Raw genomic sequence first — 551 nt, 5'->3', positions numbered from 1 at the left:
CCCAGTTCTACTGTCGTTACTTCGTGGGCCCCAATCTTGTCCTGGACAACAAAGGTAAGTGGGGCAACAACCCCCAGATGGAGTGGTGGCGGGTCTGGAGATGGGATCCCTCTGAGTGCGAGTGGCAAACTCACGAGCCACCTGTATTGATCCGAAAGGGACGACTTCCCGAGAGGGTTCTGACCGCAGACCAAACGGAAGCAGAGGGCTTAGTGTTTGACCACTATGCCTATGCATTGCGAAAGCAGGTGGAGTTTAAGGAATCCTACTACGGCTACCAAGGAGCTGTCAGAGCTTGGGAAGAGTTGCAAAAAGCGGAAAAGCCCTGCTCCCTGCAGCCCTTTTTCCCCTGGGCATACGGGGATCCCTTGGTGGTAGAGGTGCGGCAACGTCTTCACCTATTTGTGGACGGGGTGTTCTTCCAGATGTTCCAAACTGGTATTGCTACAGTTTGGCGCAACTTACTGCGGGAATTGCCTCAGCTGGGGATTCGCATCACTTTCTACGATCGGGGTGGCATGGGAGAGCTACCCCAGGGTGTCGAGAGAATG

The 551-nt window shown here is 54.6% G+C and carries 1 pseudogene; it reads left to right on the top strand.

Annotated elements, in window-relative coordinates:
* Positions 1 to 551: pseudogene (locus NW838_RS11080) on the top strand (hypothetical protein); the annotation flags it as partial.

It is taken from the genome of Synechococcus sp. R55.2, assembly GCF_047462075.1.
Taxonomy (GTDB): Bacteria; Cyanobacteriota; Cyanobacteriia; order Thermostichales; family Thermostichaceae; genus Thermostichus.
Note: the sequence above shows the minus strand (reverse complement) of the source record. Positions and strands in the feature narration are given on the sequence as shown.